General features: G+C 74.8%; 14 protein-coding genes. 11 read left to right on the forward strand and 3 right to left on the reverse strand.

What is annotated here, in order from left to right; translation table 11 throughout:
- Positions 1–16 precede the first annotated feature (16 nt).
- Positions 17–1,591, forward strand: a complete 1,575-nt coding sequence (locus tag ACGFSC_RS37630) for an MFS transporter (RefSeq protein WP_380349020.1) — start codon at positions 17–19, stop codon at positions 1,589–1,591.
- A gap of 45 nt (positions 1,592–1,636) precedes the next feature.
- Here ACGFSC_RS37630 and ACGFSC_RS37635 read toward each other — a convergent pair whose 3' ends face one another.
- Positions 1,637–2,173 (reverse strand): GNAT family N-acetyltransferase, encoded by a 537-nt coding sequence (locus ACGFSC_RS37635; protein ID WP_359913849.1) that lies wholly within the window; start codon positions 2,171–2,173, stop codon positions 1,637–1,639.
- A 44-nt stretch (positions 2,174–2,217) separates the two neighbouring features.
- Here ACGFSC_RS37635 and thpR point away from each other — a divergent pair, with 44 nt between their 5' ends.
- Positions 2,218–2,805 (forward strand): RNA 2',3'-cyclic phosphodiesterase, encoded by a 588-nt coding sequence (gene thpR / locus ACGFSC_RS37640; protein WP_359913852.1) that lies wholly within the window; start codon positions 2,218–2,220, stop codon positions 2,803–2,805.
- A gap of 281 nt (positions 2,806–3,086) precedes the next feature.
- Here the strand turns inward: thpR and serC are convergent, their stop codons facing one another.
- Positions 3,087–4,214 carry a phosphoserine transaminase gene (serC, locus tag ACGFSC_RS37645; RefSeq protein ID WP_359913855.1) on the reverse strand — a complete coding sequence of 376 codons (1,128 nt, stop codon included), beginning with the start codon at positions 4,212–4,214 and terminating at the stop codon, positions 3,087–3,089.
- A gap of 173 nt (positions 4,215–4,387) precedes the next feature.
- Positions 4,388–5,488: a citrate synthase 2 gene (locus ACGFSC_RS37650; protein WP_359913858.1), complete on the reverse strand. Its 1,101-nt coding sequence runs from the start codon at positions 5,486–5,488 to the stop codon at positions 4,388–4,390.
- A 437-nt stretch (positions 5,489–5,925) separates the two neighbouring features.
- Between ACGFSC_RS37650 and pdxH the strand changes: the two genes are divergently transcribed.
- The 9 genes from pdxH to ACGFSC_RS37695 all read left to right on the forward strand — a co-directional run bounded on the left by pdxH (position 5,926) and on the right by ACGFSC_RS37695 (position 18,935).
- A complete protein-coding gene (gene pdxH / locus ACGFSC_RS37655; RefSeq protein ID WP_359913884.1) occupies positions 5,926–6,558 on the forward strand; it encodes a pyridoxamine 5'-phosphate oxidase in 633 nt (210 codons plus the stop codon).
- A gap of 154 nt (positions 6,559–6,712) precedes the next feature.
- Entirely contained in the window at positions 6,713–6,904 is a 192-nt protein-coding gene (gene fxsA / locus ACGFSC_RS37660) for an FxSxx-COOH cyclophane-containing RiPP peptide (RefSeq protein WP_359913861.1), read from the forward strand.
- A 239-nt stretch (positions 6,905–7,143) separates the two neighbouring features.
- Positions 7,144–8,532 carry a TIR-like protein FxsC gene (locus tag ACGFSC_RS37665; protein ID WP_359913863.1) on the forward strand — a complete coding sequence of 463 codons (1,389 nt, stop codon included), beginning with the start codon at positions 7,144–7,146 and terminating at the stop codon, positions 8,530–8,532.
- Positions 8,522–12,535, forward strand: a complete 4,014-nt coding sequence (fxsT, locus tag ACGFSC_RS37670; protein ID WP_359913866.1) for an FxSxx-COOH system tetratricopeptide repeat protein — start codon at positions 8,522–8,524, stop codon at positions 12,533–12,535. The genes ACGFSC_RS37665 and fxsT overlap by 11 nt, the downstream gene beginning before the upstream one ends.
- A 35-nt stretch (positions 12,536–12,570) precedes the next feature.
- Complete coding sequence (locus tag ACGFSC_RS37675; RefSeq protein WP_359913868.1) at positions 12,571–13,731, forward strand: FxsB family cyclophane-forming radical SAM/SPASM peptide maturase; 1,161 nt, start codon at positions 12,571–12,573, stop codon at positions 13,729–13,731.
- A gap of 228 nt (positions 13,732–13,959) precedes the next feature.
- Complete coding sequence (locus ACGFSC_RS37680) at positions 13,960–15,027, forward strand: aKG-HExxH-type peptide beta-hydroxylase (protein WP_359913870.1); 1,068 nt, start codon at positions 13,960–13,962, stop codon at positions 15,025–15,027.
- 386 nt (positions 15,028–15,413) lie between these two features.
- Positions 15,414–15,599, forward strand: a complete 186-nt coding sequence (locus ACGFSC_RS37685) for a hypothetical protein (RefSeq protein WP_359913873.1) — start codon at positions 15,414–15,416, stop codon at positions 15,597–15,599.
- Positions 15,600–15,660: 61 nt separating this feature from the next.
- The gene (locus ACGFSC_RS37690; RefSeq protein ID WP_359913876.1) at positions 15,661–18,066 is read left to right on the forward strand and encodes an FxsB family cyclophane-forming radical SAM/SPASM peptide maturase; all 2,406 of its coding nucleotides are present in this window, start codon (positions 15,661–15,663) and stop codon (positions 18,064–18,066) included.
- A 155-nt stretch (positions 18,067–18,221) separates the two neighbouring features.
- The gene (locus tag ACGFSC_RS37695; RefSeq protein WP_359913879.1) at positions 18,222–18,935 is read left to right on the forward strand and encodes an AAC(3) family N-acetyltransferase; all 714 of its coding nucleotides are present in this window, start codon (positions 18,222–18,224) and stop codon (positions 18,933–18,935) included.
- Positions 18,936–19,104: the final 169 nt, after the last annotated feature.

Raw genomic sequence — 19,104 nt, forward strand, 5'->3', positions numbered from 1 at the left:
ACGAGGGGAGACCAACGTGACACCGCCGGCCGCAGCCAGCGCCGCCGCCATCCGCACCGACGACCCGACCACCGACCCCGCCGCGGCCACCGCCGCGGCCGCCGACGCCCAGGCACCCGCCCCCACGGGGCTGCCCGGCAACGGCGACGACGACCCCGACGAACGCACCGCGGCGGACTCCGCCGCCCAGCGCCGCGCCCACGCGGCCTCCCACCCGTCGCCCGCCACCGCCCTTCCTGCGACGGGCTCCGCCCGGCCGCTCTCGTCGCCGACCGGCACCCGCTTCACCAGGCCCGGGGGGATGTTCTCCTCACTGCGCGTTCGCAACTACCGCTACTACTTCGCCGGCCAGGTGGTCTCCAACACCGGCACCTGGATGCAGCGCATCGCCCAGGACTGGCTGGTGCTGAGCCTCACCGGCAGCCCGCTCGCGGTCGGCATCACCACTGCCATGCAGTTCCTGCCGATGCTGCTGCTCGGCCTGTTCGGCGGCGTGCTCGCCGACCGGATGCCCAAGCGCCGGCTGCTGGTCTTCACCCAGGGCGCGATGGGCCTGCTGGCCGCCGGCCTCGCGGTGCTGACCGTCGGCGGTGTGGTGACGCCGTACTACGTGTACGCCTTCGCACTGCTGCTCGGCCTGGTCACCGTGGTGGACAACCCGACCCGGCAGGCCTTCGTCTCCGAGATGGTCGGGCCCAAGGACCTCGCCAACGCCGTCAGCCTGAACGCCGCCAACTTCCAGACCGCCCGGCTGGTCGGCCCCGCCGTCGCGGGCCTGCTGATCGCCGCGGTCGGCAGCGGCTGGGCGTTCGCCGTCAACGCGCTGTCCTTCGCCGCCGTGATCGGCGGGCTGCTCGCGATGCGGGAGAGCGAACTGCGCCCGACCGAGCCGATCGCCCGCGAGAAGGGTCAGCTGCGCGAGGGGCTGCGGTACGTCAAGGAGCGGCCCGAACTGCTCTGGCCGATGGTGCTGGCCGGGTTCATCGGCACCTTCGGCTTCAACTTCCCCACGCTGCTCTCCGGCTTCGCGTACGACACCTTCAAGGTCGGCGCCGGCCAGTACGGCCTGCTGAACACCGCGATGGCGATCGGCTCGCTGACGGGTGCGCTGCTCGCCGCCCGCCGGGGCGTGCCGCGGCTGCGCCGGCTGGTCGGCGCGGCGCTGGCCTTCGGAGCGCTGGAGGTGGTCGCCGCGTTCGCGCCCGACTACTGGACCTTCGCGCTGCTGCTGATGCTGGTCGGGGTCTTCGGGCTGAGCTTCAACACCTCGGTCAACTCCTCGCTGCAGCTGGCCACCGACCCCGCGATGCGCGGCCGGGTGATGGGCCTGCTGGTGCTGGTCTTCACCGGCGGCACGCCGATCGGCGCCCCGATCGTCGGCTGGGTGACGGCCTCGTACGGGCCCCGGCTCGGCCTGCTGGCCTGCGGACTGGTGTCCGCGGCGGCGGCCGGCACGGTCGGCCTGGTGCTGGCCCGCAGCGCGGACCTGCGGGTGAGGTTCGACCTGCACCCGGGCCGCGGCGGCCGGGTGGTGGCCTTCGTGCCGCGGACCGCGCCGGCGGCCAAGTCGGAGCTGGCCGCGGCCTGCTGACCGTCCGTCGGGCCCCCGGGAGGCGTCCCGGGGGCCCGTGGCGGTTCAGAGCCGGATGGCGAGGACCTGGCCCGGCCAGACGCCGTCCGGCCGCTCGACCTCGAAGCCCTCGGTCTCGGTGAAGCCGAGCGCCCGGTACTGGGCGACCAGCCCGCGGTCGGCGCCGGCGTAGCAGTCCACCCGGAGCAGGCCGATGCCGCGGCGGCGGGCCTCCTCCACCGCGTCGGCGATCAGCGCGGCGCCGATGCCCGAGCCCTTGCGGGTGCGGTCGGTGACCAGGTTGCGGACGAACAGCTCGCGCTCGGCCACGGCGGGGACGTACGCGCCGCGCTCCTCGGACAGCACGCAGGAGCCGACCGTACGGCCCCGGTCGTCCACCGCGAGACGGATCAGGAACGGCTCGGCGCCGTACTTCGCGATGTGCTCCACCCGGGCCGGGTCGGTGCTGAAGGGCTGGTCGCCCCACTGGCCGGTGCGGCCGCGGCCGGCCAGCCAGGCCACGGCGCCGTCGAGCAGGGCGAGGACGTCGGGGATGTCCTCGGGGCCGCCGGTGCGGATCTTCACGCCGCTGGAATCGATCATGGATCCGTTCTATCCCGAACCGGCGTGCGCGGGAAGATTGATCCATGAGGTTGTTCGTGGCGGTGCTGCCGCCCGCCGAGGCGCTGCAGGGGCTCCTCGACGCGGTCGCGCCGCTGCGGGAGCTGCCCGGGGCGGAACGGCTGCGCTGGACCGGCGTCGAGGGCTGGCACCTGACCCTGGCCTTCCTGGGCGAGGTGCCGGCCGAGCGGCTGCCGGAGCTGGCGGCGGGCCTGGCCGCCGTCGCCGAGGTCCACCCGGTGCACCGGCTGCGGATCGCGGGCGCGGGGCGGTTCGGCGACCGGGTGCTCTGGGCCGGGGTCGAGGGCCGGACCTGGGCGCTGCGCCGGCTGGCCGACGCCGTCACCGCGGCCACCGCCGAGGTCACCGGGGCGACCGACGACTACGCCTTCCACCCGCACCTCACCCTCGCCCGGGCCGGCTCCTCGCGCGGCCACCGCAGGGCCGTGCGGCGGGTCGCGGCGGCCGAGCTGGACGGCCTGGTGGCGGCGCTGGCCGACTACCGGGGGCCGGACTGGGACGCCACCGGGCTGCACCTGGTGCGCAGCGACCCGGGCGGCGGCTCCGTCCACTACGAGTCGCTGCACACCTGGCCGCTGGCGGACTGGAGCTGAGGCCCCCGGGGGCGGCTCCGGGACCGGGGTCGCGGGGCCCGGGGCCGGGGCCCGGGAGAAGTCCGGGGCGGGCCGCAGGTACGCTCGATGACCGTGGATCCCAAGACTCGTATGCGCATCGTCTCCGGCACCCTGGTGCTGATGCTGGTCGTCGTGCTGATCAGCTCGCTGGTCGGCCGCTAGGGCGGGCCCCGGCGGGAGGACCCCCGGCCCGGCCCCGGAACGGCGAGAGGGCCACCGCCCGTCGGCGGTGGCCCTCGGCCGTGTCCTCGGGGGACCGGTCAGACCTTCGCGAGCTGCTCGACCACGTGGTCGATGCAGTGGGTGAGCGCCTCGACGTCGGCCGGGTCGATCGCCGGGAACATCGCGATGCGCAGCTGGTTGCGGCCCAGCTTGCGGTACGGCTCGGTGTCCACGATGCCGTTGGCACGCAGTGCCTTGGCGACCGCGGCGGCGTCCACCGACTCGTCGAAGTCGATGGTGCCGACCACCTGGGAGCGCTCGGCCGGGTTCGCCACGAACGGGGTGGCGTAGGCGGACTTCTCGGCCCAGGAGTACAGCCGGGACGAGGAGTCCGCGGTGCGGGCGACCGCCCAGTCCAGCCCGCCGTTGCCGTTCAGCCACTCCAGCTGGTCGGCCAGCAGGAAGAGGGTGGAGAGCGACGGGGTGTTGTACGTCTGGTCCTTCGACGAGTTGTCGATGGCCGTCGGCAGCGAGAAGAACGGCGGGATGTAGCGGCCGGAGCCGGCGATCTCGGCGGCGCGCTCCAGCGCGGCCGGGGAGAAGGTCGCCAGCCACAGGCCGCCCTCGGAGGCGAAGGACTTCTGCGGGGCGAAGTAGTAGACGTCCGTCTCGGTGATGTCCACCGGCAGGCCGCCGGCGCCCGAGGTCGCGTCCACCAGGACCAGCGAGCCCTCGTCCGCGCCCACCGGACGCCCGATCGGCATCGCGACGCCGGTCGAGGTCTCGTTGTGGGTGAGCCCGTAGACGTCCACGCCGGCCTCGGCGACCGGCAGCGGGTGGGTGCCCGGGGCGGTCTTGATCACGGTCGGCTCGCCGAGCCACGGCGCCGCCTTGACCGAGGAGGCGAACTTCGAGGAGAACTCGCCGAAGTCCAGGTGCTGGGACTTCTCCCGCACCAGGCCGAAGGCGGCGATGTCCCAGAAGGCGGTGGAGCCGCCGTTGCCGAGGACGACCTCGTAGCCGTCCGGCAGCGAGAACAGGCTGCTCACGCCCTCGCGCACGCGCTTGACCAGGTCCTTGATCGGGGCCTGGCGGTGCGAGGTGCCGAGCAGGGAGGTCTGGGTCGCGGCGAGGGCACTCAGGGCCTCGGGGCGCACCTTGGACGGTCCGCAGCCGAAACGGCCGTCTGCGGGCTTGATGTCAGCGGGGATCTGGATCTGAGCCACGCGCGCAGCCTACCGGCCGGAGGGTTCGGCGGGGTACGGCCGTCCGCCCGCTGAGACCGTGATCACTGCTGCCCGGAGGCGGGCCGCAGACAGGCGGCAGCGGGCCCGGCCGGAGCCGGACCCGCTGCTCAGGGGCACTGTCCGGACGCTCGTCCGGTATCCCCGGGAGGGGATCAGTGGACGATGGCGTCCCAGCCCTCGATCTCCTCGGGGCGGCGCGGGCCGGGGCCGATGTAGCGCGCGGAGGGGCGCACGAGCCGGCCCGTGCGCTTCTGCTCCAGGATGTGCGCCGACCAGCCGGCGGTGCGCGCGCAGGTGAACATCGAGGTGAACATGTGCGCCGGGACCTCGGCGAAGTCCAGCATGATGGCGGCCCAGAACTCGACGTTGGTGGCCAGCACGCGGTCGGGGCGACGGTTGTGCAGCTCCTCCAGCGCGGCCTTCTCCAGCGCCTCGGCGACCTCGAAGCGCGGCGCGCCGAGCTCCTTGGCGGTGCGGCGCAGCACCCGGGCGCGCGGGTCCTCGGCGCGGTAGACGCGGTGGCCGAAGCCCATCAGGCGCTCGCCCTTGTCCAGGGCGTTCTTGACCCAGGCGGTCGCGTCGCCGGTGCGCTCGATCTCCTCGATCATGCCGAGCACGCGCGACGGCGCGCCGCCGTGCAGCGGGCCGGACATCGCGCCGACCGCGCCGGAGAGGGCGGCCGCGACGTCGGCGCCGGTGGAGGCGATGACCCGGGCGGTGAAGGTGGAGGCGTTCATGCCGTGCTCGGCGGCCGAGGTCCAGTAGGCGTCGACGGCCTTGACGTGCTTCGGGTCCGGCTCGCCCCGCCAGCGGATCATGAACCGCTCGACGACCGTCTCGGCCTTGTCGATCTCGCTCTGCGGGACCATCGGCAGGCCCTGGCCGCGGGCCGACTGGGCGACGTAGGACAGGGCCATCACGGCGGCCCGGGCGAGGTCGTCGCGGGCCTGCTCGGCGTCGATGTCCAGCAGCGGCTTGAGGCCCCAGACCGGGGCGAGCATGGCGAGTGCGGACTGCACGTCGACCCGGATGTCGCCGGAGTGCACGGGGATCGGGAACGGCTCGGCGGCCGGCAGGCCGGGGTTGAACTTGCCGTCCACCAGCAGGCCCCAGACGTGGCCGAAGGAGACGTTGCCCACCAGGTCGTCGATGTCGACACCGCGGTACCGCAGGGCGCCGCCCTCACGGTCGGGTTCGGCGATCTCGCTCTCGAACGCGACGACTCCCTCAAGCCCGGGTACGAAATCGGACATGCGACGGCTCCCTCAGTTCTGTGATCGGCGCTCCGCCGTGGTGGGGCGGCGCACCAGTGACCGAATGGTGTTTGGCACTCGGTGCCAGAGTGACAGGCACGGGGTGCATTGCGCCATACACCACCGTGGTGATGTTTCCCGCGGGCCCGCTCGACCTGCCCGCCGGACGGGCCGGTCGCGCCCGGGGGAGCCCCGGAACCCCTGCGATCCCGGGAACCAAACGCCCTGTTCCGGACAATTCCCCGCGGGGCGGTCGGTCAAGCGGCGGCGGGTCACCTCATCTCCCACCGGGGTTTGTCCGTAGGTAGCGGCGCCGGTTGCTTGTCGTACGGGATGATGTTGGCGTGCAGACCCCGGATCGCGCCCAGTCGACGCCCCCGAGCCCCGCCAACCGGACCCTGGCCGACGAGGCCCGCCCCGGCCCGGACCTCACCGTGATGCGCAAGCACTACAGCCACGAGGGCCTGGTCGAGGAGCGGCTCGCGCCCGAGCCGATCGGCCAGTTCACCCGCTGGTTCCACGAGGCGGACGACGCCGGGGTGGTGGAGCCCAACGCCATGGTGCTCTCCACCGCCGACGCCGGGGGGCGGCCCAGCTCGCGCACCGTCCTGCTCAAGGGCTACGACCTGCGCGGCTTCGTGTTCTTCACCAACTACGGCTCCCGCAAGGGCTCCGAGCTGGCCGCCAACCCGTACGCGGGGCTGCTCTTCCCGTGGATCGCGCTGGCCCGCCAGGTGATCGTCCAGGGCCGGGTGGAGAAGGTCGGCCGGGACGAGACCGCCGCCTACTTCCGCACCCGCCCGCACGGCTCCCAGCTGGGCGCCTGGGCCAGCGAGCAGTCCAGCCCGGTCGGCGGCCGGGAGGTCCTCGAACAGCGCTACGCCGAGCTGGAGCGGCGCTACCCGGAGGGCGAGGGCGTGCCCGTCCCGCCGTTCTGGGGCGGGTACCGGGTGGTCCCGCAGAGCGTCGAGTTCTGGCAGGGCCGGGAGAACCGGCTGCACGACCGGCTCCGCTACGTCGCCGACCCGTCCGACCCGACGGGGTGGCGGGTGGAGCGGCTCTGCCCGTGATCCCTTCGGCCCAAAGGCTCCGCGCGGCGTCCGCGCGGAGCTGATGGACCGTCATCCGTCCGGTAGGATGCCCGTCGCGGACCTGGGCCGATGCAGCTCCGGCCGGCGGCCCGCCGTGCCGACACGATCGAGTGAGGGACTGAGTGAGGGACTGATGGGCGTCACCGGTGCGGGAACCGCCGCTGGACTCGGCTCTGACCTGGTCGACGTCGCCGCCCTGCCGCTCGACGAACTCGACGCCCTGCCCGACACCGTCCTCGGTGACCTGCTGCGCCGGGTGGTCGCGGACGCCCTGACCCCCGGCGCGGAGCCGCTCGCGGCCTTCCAGTCGGCGCTCGACCGGTAGCACCGCGGGAGCCCGCGCCCCCGCGCCCGGCGCGTCGAGCCCGACGGGCGCCCGCGCCCCCACCGGTGCGCCCCCTGAGCGCCGGAGCGCCCCCGGCCGGGGAAGTGCGCCTGACCACCGGCTAAACCCCCCGAGGCGGCCGAATCCGCCAACTCGCCAGCGTGGACGGTGGAGTTCGGGACATGCTGGGGTATGAAACCAGCGCCGTCGCGGACCGTTGGGCACGGGGGGAACAGGTGATGGAGCAGGAACAACACCGGCCGTACTTCTTCTTCAGCTACGCGCGTCGGGACTTCGAGGCCGAGGACGCCTTCGTCAACCAGTTCTTCAACGACCTGCGGGACGAACTCGGGCGGCTGGTCGGCACCGGCGTGCGCGGCGAGGAACTGGCCTACCGGGACACCGAGCAGCTGCGCCTGGGCGACGACTGGGCCGAGCGGCTGGCCACGATGCTCGGCCGCAGCCGGACCATGATCGCGCTCTACTCCCCGGCCTACTTCACCAGCCTCTACTGCGGCAAGGAGTGGACCGCCTTCCGCGGCCGGGTCCGGCGCCACCACGAAGAGACCGGGGAACTCATCCCGGCGCTCGTCCCGGTGCTCTGGGAACCCGTCGAGCCGGGCGACCTGGCCGACGAGGTCAACAAGATCCAGTGGGCCCAGCCGGACATGGGCGAGGCCTACGCCCGGTACGGCCTGCGGGCGCTGCTGCGCACCGCGCAGGGCGGGGCGTACGAGCAGGTCGTCCGGGTGGTCGCGGAGCGGGTCCGGGACGCGGCCGCGCGCCGGCTCGGCGAGCTGCCCGAGTTCGACCTCGGCGCCGTGCGCGGCTACTTCCCGCCCCCGGCGCCGCCGCCCGCGGCGTCCGCCCCCGGGATGGTGCGGCTGTTCATCGCGGCCGGGCGCGCCTCGGAGTCCGCCGCCGAGGGCGGCTGGTACGGCTCCAAGCCGTGGCACTGGGCGCCCTACCACCCGCCCGTCCAGCCCTCCCTGGCGGCCCGCGCCCAGCAGGTGATCACCGGCGCCGGGCACACCACCACGCTGGAGGAGGTCGACACCGCCCTCGCCGACAAGCTCGACCAGGCCCGCGAGGACAGCCAGGTCAGCATCCTGCTGGTGGACCCGTGGGTGGCCGGAGCCGAGCGCTACCGCTCCGCGCTGCGCGCGTACGACGAGCAGAACCACCCCGTCACCGGCGTGATGGTGCCCACCGGCAGCGGCGACCCGGCCGACGGGCCGGGGCGCGACGCGCTCTGGGCGGGCGTGCGCGACGTGTTCCGGCGCAACTGGCTGCGCCGGAGCGACCTGGAGCACTTGTTCCGGGTCAAAGTGAGCCGGGAGAGCTTCGACAACGACCTCACCATCATGGTGACGGTCGCTCAGAACAAGCTCATGGACGACAACCTGGATTGGGGGGACGATGGCGGCGACGCCTTCGGCCTCGGCCCCGGCGGCCCGGACACCGGCCCGGCGATGCCCGGGCTGACCATCCCGGCCGGCCCGCCGGGACCCCGCCCGGGGCCCGCACGCGTCAACCGGGGCCTCCCGGGTTCCACCGACCTGCCGCACCAGAGCCGGGGCAAGGACACCGCTGTCCCGCTGAGGGGGGAGAAGAACGATGACCACTGAGCCCGGCGCGGATCCGGAGCGCGGCGGACCGGGATCGGTCGTCACGTTCTACTCCTTCAAGGGCGGCACCGGCCGCACCATGGCGCTCGCCAACGTCGGCTGGATCCTCGCCAGCCGCGGCCTGCGCGTCCTGGTCGTCGACTGGGACCTGGAGGCGCCCGGCCTCCACCGGTACTACCACCCGCTGCTGGTCGACCCGGAACTGCACTCCACCGACGGCCTGATCGACCTGCTGCGCTCCTACGTCAAGCAGGCGCTGCCCTCCACCACCGGGCCGGTCGGGCAGTCCCCGGCCGCCTGGCTGGACGAGCCCGGGCGCCTGGACGGCTACGTCTGCGGCCTCGCCCTCGACCTGCCGCCCGGCGGCCGGCTCGACTTCCTGCCCGCCGGCCGGCAGAACGCCGCCTACGCCGCCGCCGTCACCAGCTTCAACTGGCGCAGCTTCTACCACGGCCGGGACATCCGCGGCGGCGAGTTCCTGCGCGAGCTGCGCGACCGCTGGGCCCGCGGCTACGACTACGTGCTCATCGACAGCCGCACCGGCGTCAGCGACACCTCCGGCATCTGCACCGTCCTGATGCCCGACACCGTGGTGGACTGCTTCACCTTCAGCGTCCAGAACATCCGCGGCGGCGTCGACGCGGCCCGCGACATCGCCGCGGCCGAGGAGCGGGCGATCCGGGTCCTGCCGGTGCCGATGCGGGTCGAGGACGCCGAGCAGGAGCGCCTGGAGGCCGGCCGCGACTACGCCCGCGAGGCCTTCGCCCCCTACCTCGGCCGCTGGCTGGCCGGCGACCGCCGGGCCGGCTACTGGGCCGACGTCGAGGTGCCGTACAAGCCCTTCTACGCCTACGAGGAGGTGCCCGCCACCGTCGCCGACCGGCCGCAGGAGGCCCGCAGCCTGCTCAACGCCTTCGAGCGGCTGGCCGGCTGGATCACCGACGGCCGGGTCCGCGCCCTTCGCCCGCTCACCGCCGAGACCCGCCGCCGGCTCTACGGCGCCTACCTGCGCTCCGCCCGGGCGGTTCCGCGCCAGGTGTTCGTCAGCTACGCCCCCGAGGACCGGATGTGGGCCGAGTGGGCCGCCGGGACGCTCACCCGCTTCGGCTACCAGACCTCCCTGCACAGCGCCGCCGAGCCGTACAGCGGCCCCCGGCCGCCGGAGGTCGCCGGGCCGGTCGACGGCCAGGGCCGGCTGCTCGCGCTGCTCTCGCCCGAGTACACCGCGCTGCCCCGCGCGGCCGAGGTCTGGCAGCTCCTCCAGGGGCGCGAACTCGCCTCCGGATCACCGTCGTTGGTCGCCTTCCGGCTCCAGGACTCGGACGAGCCGGTGCCCCGCCCGTTCACCGGGCCGCCGGTGCCCGACCTGGTCCGCTCCTCCGCGGTCGGCGCCGAGTCCCAGCTCTACGCCGAACTCGGCCCGCCGCCCGGCAGCAGCCGCCAATCGGACACCGACAGCGGGGAGTTCGCCGCCCCCGCGCGGTTCCCCGGCACCGCCCCGCAGGTCCAGGAGGCGCCCTCGCGCAACGCCGCCTTCATCGGCCGCGGCAAGCTGCTCGAACTGCTCCGCAACCGCTTCACCGGCGGGCCCGCCGCCGTGCTCAGCCAGGTGCTCTACGGCTTCGGCGGCGCCGGCAAGTCCCAGATCGCCGCCGAGTACGCGCACCGCTTCAAGGCCGCCTACGACGTGGTCTGGTGGGTGCCCGCCGAGGAGCCCGCCAACATCCCGCAGAAGCTCGCCGAACTCGCGCCCCGGCTCGGCGTGCCCACCAGCGACGACGTCGCGCACACCGCCGCCGCCGTGCTCGACGCGCTGCGCCGCGGCCAGCCGTACCGCCGGTGGCTGCTCGTCTTCGACAACGCCGGCACCCCCGAGGAGCTCGCCCCCTGGCAGCCGGCCGGCTCCTCCGGCGGGCACGTGCTGATCACCTCCCGCAACCAGGGCTGGGCCCGGCACGCCGGCCTGGTGGAGGTCGACGTCTTCCTCCGCGAGGAGAGCGTCCGGCTGCTGCGCCGCTTCAACGGCGGGCTCTCCTCGGAGGACGCCGACCAGGTCGCGCAGCGCCTCGGCGACCTGCCGCTCGCCGTCGGCCAGGCCGCCGTCTGGCTCCAGGAGACGTCGATGCCGATCGCCACCTACCTCGAACTGCTCGACGAAGAGCTCACCGAGATGCTGGAGCGCACCCGGCTGCGCGCCGCCGACTACCCGCACTCGGCCGCCGCGACCTGGCGCATCTCGGTCGAGGAGCTGCGCCGGATGAACGCCCCGGCCGCCCAGATCCTGGAGATCTGCGCCTTCTTCGGCCCGGACGCCATCCCGATGCGGCTGCTCTACAGCCGGGCCGTCACCCGCGCCCTGCGGCTGCCCCCGCGCGCGCCCCGCGACAAGCTCGCGATCGGCGAGTTCCTGCGCGCCATCAACCGCTTCGGGCTCGCCCGCACCGACCAGGGCAGCGAGACCATCACCGTGCACCGGCTGGTCCAGGCGGTGCTGCGGGACCAGGTCGAGGAGGAGCGGCGGGCCGAACTGCGCGGCGTCGTCCACGCCGCGCTCGCCACCGCCAACCCCGGCGACCCGGACGTGCCCGTGAACTGGGCCGAGTACGCCGAACTCCTGCCCCACCTCTGGCCGTCCGGAGCGCTCGACAGCGCCGACGAGGACGTCCGGCAGTGGATCATCGACTCGGTCCGCTACCAGTGGAAGCGCAGCCTGCACGAGTCCGGCCGGGAACTCGCCGAACGGACCCTGGAGCACTGGCGCCAGGACGGCTACGGCGGGCCCGGCTTCGACGTCGACAACGACGCCCAGACGCTCATGCTGCGCACCCAGCTGAGCAACATCCGCCGCTCCCAGGGCGCCCTCCAGGAGGCGTACGAGATGGACCGGGACATCCTGGAACGCTTCACCGCGACCCTGGGCCCGGAGCACTCCCACACCCTCGCCGTCGCCAACAGCCTCGGCGCCGACCTGCGCTTCCTCGGCCGCTACGACGAGGCCCGGGCGCTCGACCGCCGCACCCTGGACGCCGCCCGGCGCACCCTCGGCCCGGACCACCCCCGCACCCTGATGATCACCAACAACCTCGCCGTCTCCGACTACCTGGCCGGCGACCGCCGGGCCGCCCTGGAACGGCACCGCAGCAACTACCTCCAGCAGCGCGACGCGCTCGGCGCGCACAGCCTCTACGCGCTCTCCTCGGCCTCCAACTACGCCCGCGACCTGCGCGAGACCGGGCGGCTGCGGGAGGCCCTGGACCTGCTGGAGGAGACCGTCCGGATCTACCAGCAGACCATCGGCGACAGCCACACCGACACCCTGCGCGCCCGCAAGAACCTGGCCGTGGCGCTGCGCCGGGCCGGCCGGTACCACGAGGCCCTGGAGATCGACGAGGACATCTACCAGCGCTACCTGGACATCAACGGCCCCGAGCACCCCGACACCCTGGCCGCCGCCACCAACCTGGCCAGCGACCTCAACGCGCTCGGCGACACCGGGCGGGCGATCCCGCTGGCCGAACGGGCGCTGGCGCGGTACCGCGACTACCTGGGCGAGAACCACCCGGTGACGCTGGCCGGCGCCAACAACCTCTCGGTGTACCTGCGGCTGGCGGGGCGCGCGACGGAGGCGCGCGAGCTGTCCGGCCGTACGCTGGCGCAGTTCCGCACCGTCCTCGGCGCGCACCACCTCTACATCCCGATCGCGATGATGAACCACGCCAACGACCTGTCGCTGGCCGGGGAGCTCCAGGACGCGCTCGACCTGGAACTGGAGGCCGCGCCGCTGATGACCGAGGCCCTCGGCCAGGACCACTACGACTCCATCGGCATCAACTCCAACCTCTCGCTGTCGATGGCCGCCCTCGGGTACGCCGAGCGGGCGGCGGAGCTTCGGGCGGACTGCATCCGGCGGGCCCGGATCACCCTGGGGGAGGAGCACCCGACGACGATCGCGGTGCGGGCCGGGACGCGGCTGGACTCCGACGTGGAGCCGCCGCACGTGTGACGGACGGTCGGCCGGCGTGGCCTAGGCTCACCGGCATGGTGCCGTTCCGGCAGTTCCTGCTGAAGATCCACAGTCGGTGCAACCTGGCCTGCGACTACTGCTACGTGTACGAGGGCGCGGACCAGAGCTGGCGCGGGCGGCCGCGGCGGATGGAACTCGCGACCGTCCGCCGCACCGCCCGGCGGATCGAGGAGCACGCGGCCGAGCACGGGCTGGACGAGGTGTCCGTGGTGCTGCACGGCGGCGAGCCGCTGCTCGTCGGCGCGGCCCATCTGGACGCGCTGCTGGCCGAGTTGGCGGCCGTCCGGCCCCGGACGCGGTTCACCGTGCAGACCAACGGGCTGCGGCTGCTGGACGAACCGGCCCTGCTCGACGTGCTGCACCGCCACCGGGTCGCGGTCGGGGTCTCGCTGGACGGCACCCGGGCCGACCACGACCGGCACCGCAGACTGCCCTCCGGCGCGGGCAGTTGGGCACGCACCGCGGAGGCGGTGCGGCTGCTCGGCTCGGACCGGCACCGGGACCTCTTCGCCGGCCTGCTGTGCGTGGTCGACCTGGAGTCCGACCCGGTGGCCACCTACGAGGCGCTGCTGGAGTTCGCGCCGCCCCGGATCGACCTGCTGCTGCCGCACGCGACCTGGCGGGAGCCGCCGCCCGGCGTCCGGCCGCGGCCGGTGCCGGCCGCGCCGCCGTCGGGCGCGGAGCCGGCGCCGTACGGGCAGTGGCTGATCGCCGCCTTCGACCGCTGGTACGACGCGCCGCGCCGGGAGACCGGGGTACGGCTGTTCGAGGAACTGGCGGTGCTGCTGCTCGGCGGGCGGGCGGCCAGCGAGGCGGTCGGGCTGGCGCCCGTCGACCTGGTGGTGGTCGAGGCGGACGGGACGATCGAGCAGGCGGACAGCCTCAAGGTGGCCTACGACGGCGCCCCCGGGACCGGCCTGGACGTGTGGCGGCACGGCTTCGCGCGGGCGGGCGCGCACCCGGCCTTCCGGGCCCGCCAGCGCGGCCTCGCGGGCCTCGGGCCGGTCTGCGCCGGCTGCCCGCTGGCCCGGGTCTGCGGCGGGGGACTGTACGCGCACCGGTACGCGGGGGACGGCTTCGGGCACCCGTCGGTGTACTGCGCGGACCTGGACCGGCTGGTCCGGCACATCGCGGGGCGCCTGCGGGCGGGGGTGGCGGGGCTGGCGGGGAGCTGAGGACCGGTGCGGGGCCGGGCGGTGGGTTCCTGGTGGGCGTCGGGCGTCGGGCGTCAGGCGTCAGGCGTCGGACGTCGGCGGGCGGCGGTTCGGCTCACCCGTCCGGGTCATGCCCGGCCGCTGTCCGGCTGATCCGCCCCGGCGCGGGGAGACTGCGGGCGGACCCGGCGGGTTGGGCGATGGGCCGGCCGACCGGGCCGGGAGCCGAACGGACGAGGAGGAGGACCGGTGGCGGGTACGGGCGAGGTGGTGGCGGCCGGGGTACCGGGCGCCCGCGGGGCGGACGGGCTGCCCCGGCACGGCGTGGACCGGGAGACGTTCCGGGCGATCGCGGGCGCGCGCGGCGGGCCGCAGGCCGTCCGGCTGCTGCGCGGCGGGCAGTTGAGCAAGCGGGCGCTGCTGCTGCTGGCGCTGCGCCGGGCGGTGCCGGAGCACGACGGCTACCGGGAGGCGTACGCCCGGGTGCGGGCGCTGCAGCGGGACGACCGGGACCAGTGGGAGGAGGTGCTGCTGCGGCCCGAGTTGGACGCCTGGGCGGCCGACTGCCTGCGCGGCGCGGCGGCGGGCGAGGACGTTCCGCTCGGCGGACTGGGCGAGTTCCTCCGCCCCGGCTCCGGCGCGCCCCTCGCGCTGGAGTGCGACGGGCTGCGCTGGGCGCCGTCGATCGACCACGCCGGTCCGCGCCGGGTGGACTACGGACGTCCGCCGGCCGGTCCGCTCGCCGACGCCGAAATCGGGCTCTGGGAGCAGCGCTTGTCCGAGGCCTGGGACATCCTGGTGCGCCGTCACCGCCGCCATGCGGCGGCCGTCGCGGCCTGCGTGACCACCGTCGTCCCGCTGCGGCCCGCCCCCGGCGGGGAGGCGGTGAGCGCCGCCGCCCGGCGGGCCTACGGCGCGGTGGCGGCCTCGCTGCCGGGCGATCCGGTGCTGCTGGCGCTGGCCCTGGTGCACGAGTTCCTCCACGTCCAACTCGGCGCCCTGCTGGACCTGGTGCCGCTGCACCGCCCCAACGGCCCGGCCGTCCACCACGCCCCCTGGCGGCCCGACCCGCGCCCGGCCGGGGCGCTGCTCCAGGGGGCGTACGCGCACCTGGGCGTGGCGGACTTCTGGCGGGCGGAGGCGGCCGCCGGGGCGGGCGACGCCGCCCGCGCGCACGGGGAGTTCGCGCGCTGGCGGACGCACACCCTGGCCGCCGGGCGGACGCTCCTGGGCTGCGGCGAACTGACGTCGAGCGGGCTGGAGTTCACCGAGGAGCTGGTGCGGACCGTCCGGGAGCTCGGCGAGCCGGGGGAATGAATCCCGGACATCGGACGCTTGGCCGGATGGCGTGCTTGCCGGAGGGCTTCCCCGGGCACTCCCGGGGTGTGTCCAGGTACTGCTTCAGGTGCTGGTCCCGGTTCCCGTCCGGGGCCTCCTCCGGGTTCTCCTCCGGATGCGGGCCCGGGTGTTCGTCCGGGCGCTCGTCCCGGCGGTGCGCTTCGGCGTGCGCCAGGGCGAAGTGCGCGACCGCTGAACGGGTGAATTCTGGGGGCTCAACGCGCTGTCGTACGACGTGGACCGCCTGGGGAGTTCAACGTGAGTCCGCAAGGTGCCGCGCGGAGTCTTCGCTGGCACTACATTGGTCGCAACCGGGTGGGCTTACCCACCCTCGGCAGGTCCTAACCGCGCCTAAGGAAACGAATATGACCCCGGTAACCAGCATCAGGCCGGCCGGCAAGCTCACTGACCCTCAGGAGACGCCGGAACGCCCCTCCCTCGCCGATCTCGCCGCGCTCGGCGCGGAAGAACTCGCCTCCCGGCTCCAGCGCGCGCTCCCCGGCGCGGAATCCGGCCTCGTGCCGGTCGCTGCCTTCAACTCCTCGATCTGACCCGACCCGGACCTCCGAGCGGAACCCAGACCGAGCAGACCGAACCGAGCCGAACAGTTCCATGACGACGTCGATTCCGCTGCCGTTGACGCAGTTCGTGGTCAAGATGCACAGCAGGTGCGATCTGGCCTGCGACCACTGTTACGTCTACGAGCACGCGGACAGCAGCTGGCGCTCCCGGCCGAAGGTCATCGCGGACGGGATCATGGCCAAGGCCGCCGAGCGCATCGGTGAGCACGCGGCCGCCCACCGGCTGCCCGCCGTCCGGGTCGTCCTGCACGGGGGAGAACCCCTGCTCGCCGGCCCGGACCGCTTGCGCCGCGCCGCCGGGACGCTCCGGGCGGCGCTCCCGCCCGGCTGCGTGCTCGACCTGCGCATCCACACCAACGGCGTGCTGTTGAGCCGGGACTTCTGCTCGCTGTTCGCGGAGCAGGACATCAAGGTCGGCATCTCGCTGGACGGCGACCGGGCCGCCAACGACCGCCACCGGCGGTTCGCCGACGGACGCAGCAGCCACCCGCAGGTGCTGCGGGCGGTCGCGCTGCTGAACGAGCCCGAGTACCGGCACCTGTTCGCCGGGCTGCTGTGCACGATGGACGTCGAGAACGACCCGGTGGCCGTGTACCGGGCGCTGGCCGAACTCCGCCCGCCCGCCGTGGACTTCCTGCTTCCGCACGCCACCTGGGACGATCCGCCCGCGCGCCCCGCCGGGCCGGCCACCACCCCGTACGCCGACTGGCTGCTGACCGTCCACGGGCTGTGGGAAGCGGACGGACGGCCGTTCGCCGTACGGACCTTCGAGTCCGTGCACCGGACCCTGCGCGGATTCTCCAGCCTCACCGAGTCGCTCGGCCTGGAGCCCTCCGACCTGGCGGTCCTGGAGACGGACGGGACCTTCGAGCAGGCCGACAGCCTGAAGACCGCGTACGACGGCGCGCCCGTCACCGGCATGAACGTTTTCGCGCACAGCCTCGACGACCTGGCCCGCCACCCCGGCATCGCCGCCCGCCAGTCCGGCCTGGCCGGACTGAGCGAGGCCTGCCGCGCCTGCTCCGTGGTCCGCTCCTGCGGTGGCGGGCTGTACGCCCACCGCTATCGGAGCGACGATGGAGGAGGCAGCTTCGACCATCCCTCCGTCTACTGCGGTGATCTCATGACGTTCATCAACGGCATTGCGGGGAACGGGAGTTCGACTGGCGTTCCGGTGCGGGCGGCCGAGGCCGCCCGGCCCGGCGCCGAGCCGCTGCCGCCCGGCGCGCTCACCCCGTCGCAACTCGACGAGCTGGCGCGCGGATACGGGGGCGCGGAGACCATCGCCGCGCTCGGCCGCTCCCAACTCGCCCTCACCCGGGCGATGCTGGCCGCCGCCTGGGACGCCTCCGGACAGGGGCGGGCCGAGGCGTGGGCCCTGCTGACGGAGCTCGACACGGCGGCCCCCGCCGCCGTGGACACCGTGCTCGCCCACCCGTACGCCCGCTCCTGGGCGGCCCGCAGACTCGCCGGGGACCTGCCGGTCGGGCTCGGCCCACTGGCCGCGCTCGCCGCGGCGGCCGCGGTGCGGGCCGGGCGGGGGGACGCGGTGGCGGTGCCCGTCCGCGGCGGGTGGCTGCACCTGCCGACGCTCGGCCGGATCGCCGTACCCGACGGCGAGGCCGTGGTCACCGGGCGGGCCGACGGCTTCGAGGTGCGGGCGTCCGACGGCTCGGTGCACACCGTGCCGGACGAACCGCTGCGGCGGGTCCGGCTGGCCGGCGGCTGGACGGTCGCCCTGGAGGACACCGACCCGCTGCGCGACAGCCACGACCACCCGGTGGCGGACCGCCTGTCCGAGAGCGAACTGCTCGACTGGACGGGCGCGTTGCGCGAGGCCTGGGAACTGCTCGGCCGGGACCTGCCCGGGTACGCGGAGGGCATCCGGGCCGGCCTGGCGACGGTCACCCCGTTGCGTCCCGGCCCGACCGGCCGGGACGTCAGCTCGGCGGCCCGACAGGCGTACGGCGCGGTCGGCATCGCCCGGCCCGCCACCGCGCCGACCCTCGCCCTGCTGCTCGCGCACGAGTTCCAGCACGTCAAGCTCGGCGCGGTGCTGGACCTGACGGACCTGTACGACCGCGCCGACACCACGCTGTACCTCGCCCCCTGGCGGCCCGACCCCCGGCCGCTCGAAGGGCTGCTCCAGGGCACGTACGCCCACCTGGCCGTCACCGAGTACTGGGGCACCCGCACCCGCGCGTACGACGGACTGCCGGGACCGGCCGCCGACCGGGCACGGGAGCAGTTCGCGCTCTGGCGGCGGTACACCGCCGAAGCCGTGGAGCGGCTGGCGTCGTCCGGGGCCCTGACCGGGACCGGCTCGCGCTTCGCCGACGGCATGCGTGCCACCGTGGCACCCTGGCTCGCCCTGCCGCTGCCCGCCGCCGCCGAGCAGGCGGCCGACCGGGTACGGCGCGAACGGGCCGGGGTCTGACCTCCCACTCCCGCCGCCCCGGGTCCTCCCTCGCCCGGGGCCATCAACCCCGGGGAAACGCCATCCTCACCGAACCCCGCGGCGGCGTCGCCGTCGCCTCCCCCGTCCATCCCCTCGTCCGCGACCTCGCCGACCTCGGGGTCCGTCCGGGCACGGTGCTGCACGTCCAGGCGTCCCTGCGCGCCCTCGGACCGGTGCCCGGAGGGGCGGCCGGTGTGGTCGAGGCCCTGCTCGAACTCCTCGGCCCCGACGGCACCCTGGTCGCCTACACCGCCACGCCCGAGAACTCCGCCACCTCCCGCGTCCACCAGCGCGCCACCGCCGGTCTCTCCCCGGCGGCGGTGGCCGACTACCAGGCCCGGATGCCCCGCTTCGATCCGGCCACCACCCCGGCCTCGCCCTCCATGGGGGCGCTGTCGGAGGCGGTCCGCACCCACCCGGGCGCACTGCGCAGCCACCACCCGCAGACCTCCTGGGCGGCCGTGGGCCGGCTCGCCCGGGAGATCACCGGGCGCCACCCGCTGACCTCCCACCTCGGCCCGGAGTCGCCGCTCGGGCGGCTCTACGAACTGGACGCCCGGGTGCTGATGCTCGGCGTGCCGATGGGCCGGTTCACCGCCTTCCACCTGGCCGACCTGCGCATGCCCGACGTCCCGGTGCGCGAGTACCGCTGCGTCGGGGCGGACGGCTGGACCACCTTCCGGGCCCCCGACCTCGACGACCTCCACTTCGACCGCCTCGGGGAGGAGGTCCTGCGCACCGCCCGCGGCATCACCACCGCCCGCATCGGCACCGCCGACTGCCGGCTCGTCCCGGTGCGGGAGGCCGTCGACCTCGCCGAGGCCGTCCTGCGCCGCGGCCGCCCCTGAAACCTGCCCCTTCTCCTCGCCCCTCGACACCTGGTTCCGCCCCTCCTCCTCGCCCCACCCGTCCCGGTCGCGGGGGGGGGGGGGGGGCCCCCGGCCCCCCCCCGGCGGACTACGGGGGTTGTGTGTTGTGGGGGGGGCCCGGCGGGGCGGGGCGAACGGGGGGGTCGCG

Source organism: Kitasatospora sp. NPDC048715 (assembly GCF_043198905.1).
Classification (GTDB): Bacteria; Actinomycetota; Actinomycetes; order Streptomycetales; family Streptomycetaceae; genus Kitasatospora; species Kitasatospora lactacystinica.

What these genes read in the sequence shown, in the direction of transcription:
- ACGFSC_RS37635 (WP_359913849.1), bottom strand. Translation starts at nt 2,173, where the DNA reads ATGATCGATTCCAGCGGCGTGAAGATCCGCACCGGCGGCCCCGAGGAC.
- thpR (WP_359913852.1), top strand. Translation starts at nt 2,218, where the DNA reads ATGAGGTTGTTCGTGGCGGTGCTGCCGCCCGCCGAGGCGCTGCAGGGG.
- ACGFSC_RS37665 (WP_359913863.1), top strand. Translation starts at nt 7,144, where the DNA reads ATGGAGCAGGAACAACACCGGCCGTACTTCTTCTTCAGCTACGCGCGT.
- ACGFSC_RS37675 (WP_359913868.1), top strand. Translation starts at nt 12,571, where the DNA reads ATGGTGCCGTTCCGGCAGTTCCTGCTGAAGATCCACAGTCGGTGCAAC.
- fxsT (WP_359913866.1), top strand. Translation starts at nt 8,522, where the DNA reads ATGACCACTGAGCCCGGCGCGGATCCGGAGCGCGGCGGACCGGGATCG.
- ACGFSC_RS37690 (WP_359913876.1), top strand. Translation starts at nt 15,661, where the DNA reads ATGACGACGTCGATTCCGCTGCCGTTGACGCAGTTCGTGGTCAAGATG.
- pdxH (WP_359913884.1), top strand. Translation starts at nt 5,926, where the DNA reads ATGCGCAAGCACTACAGCCACGAGGGCCTGGTCGAGGAGCGGCTCGCG.
- ACGFSC_RS37650 (WP_359913858.1), bottom strand. Translation starts at nt 5,488, where the DNA reads ATGTCCGATTTCGTACCCGGGCTTGAGGGAGTCGTCGCGTTCGAGAGC.
- fxsA (WP_359913861.1), top strand. Translation starts at nt 6,713, where the DNA reads ATGGGCGTCACCGGTGCGGGAACCGCCGCTGGACTCGGCTCTGACCTG.
- ACGFSC_RS37685 (WP_359913873.1), top strand. Translation starts at nt 15,414, where the DNA reads ATGACCCCGGTAACCAGCATCAGGCCGGCCGGCAAGCTCACTGACCCT.